The following is a 1,161-nucleotide window of genomic DNA, read 5'->3' as shown; positions in this document are numbered from 1 at the left end:
GTAAATTTTCAGCGTTGCTGGCTCCCCGTCAGCCGGATTGGGTTGCATCGCAGGGGTGTCGAAAGAGTCAACTGCGGTCCAAAGCTGTTGGACTTGGGTGAAAAGGGCGTTTATTCTTCCTATACGTGCCGCGTTCCAGGCGGCGACTATGAGGGCTATGTCGATGCCCATGTGCGCCGGCTGGAGGCGCTACGCCGGGCCGGTATCGTCGAGCGGATCGACGCCGACCAATGGCGCATCCCCGATGATCTGGTCAGCCGTGCCGCCGCCCATGACGCCGGCCGAGACAGTCAGGCCAGCGTTCGCGTCCTTTCCCCGGTCGATCTGAACAAACAGATCGGATCGGACGGCGCGACCTGGCTGGACCGGCGGCTGATCCACGGCGAGACGGCCGACCTTGCGCCAACCGGCTTCGGGCAACAAGTCCGCGAAGCCATGGACCAGCGCCGCGAGCACCATATCGAACAGGGCGACGCCACCCGCAGCCGGGACAGCCGCGTCTTCTACCGGCGCAACCTTCTCGCCATCCTGCGGGAGCGCGAGGTAGCCGGCGTCGGATCGGATATGGCTTTGAGTAAGGGCCTGCCGTTCCGCGCCGCCACGGACGGCGAGAGCGTCAGCGGCAAGTTTACCGGAACCGTGCATCTATCGAGCGGCAAGTTCGCCGTGGTCGAGAAATCCCATGAGTTCACCCTTGTCCCGTGGCGGCCGATCATCGACCGCCAACTCGGCCGCGAGGTTATGGGCATCGTGCAGGGCGGGTCGGTGTCGTGGCAGTTAGGGCGGCAGAGGGGGCTGGAACGCTGAGTGCGCCCATGCCGCATTGCGAAGCAAAAGATAATCGGATAAAATGTAGCAATTCATATTCGTAAGCGTGGAGTAATCAGATGGGAAATTCCAAGTCAGCAGACAAGTAAGCCGCAACAACCAGTATTGTTGTTGCGGCGCTCTGTAAGGCTAGTCTCATCTGATTGCTGACGAGCAGACGTCGCCCGGTATTCCTTAATCGAGGGTTGATTCGTCATGACCACCACACGCCCCGCGTGGGCCTATACGCTGCCGGCAGCACTGCTGCTGATGGCTCCTTTCGACATCCTCGCTTCACTGGCGATGGATATTTATCTCCCTGTCGTTCCAGCGATGCCCGGCATCCTGAACACG

General features: G+C 61.1%; 1 protein-coding gene and 1 pseudogene. Both read left to right on the top strand.

The window, feature by feature from the left end:
- Positions 1 to 807 (top strand): DUF3363 domain-containing protein (locus tag FTV42_RS17765; protein WP_223364268.1); only part of this gene is annotated, 807 nt, incomplete at its 5' end.
- 216 nt (positions 808 to 1,023) lie between these two features.
- A pseudogene (locus FTV42_RS17175) lies at positions 1,024 to 1,161 on the top strand (CmlA/FloR family chloramphenicol efflux MFS transporter); the annotation flags it as partial.

It is taken from the genome of Acinetobacter sp. YH16052, from assembly GCF_013417155.1.
Classification (GTDB): domain Bacteria; phylum Pseudomonadota; class Gammaproteobacteria; order Pseudomonadales; family Moraxellaceae; genus Acinetobacter.
This window is presented reverse-complemented; position numbering and strand designations above follow the sequence as displayed.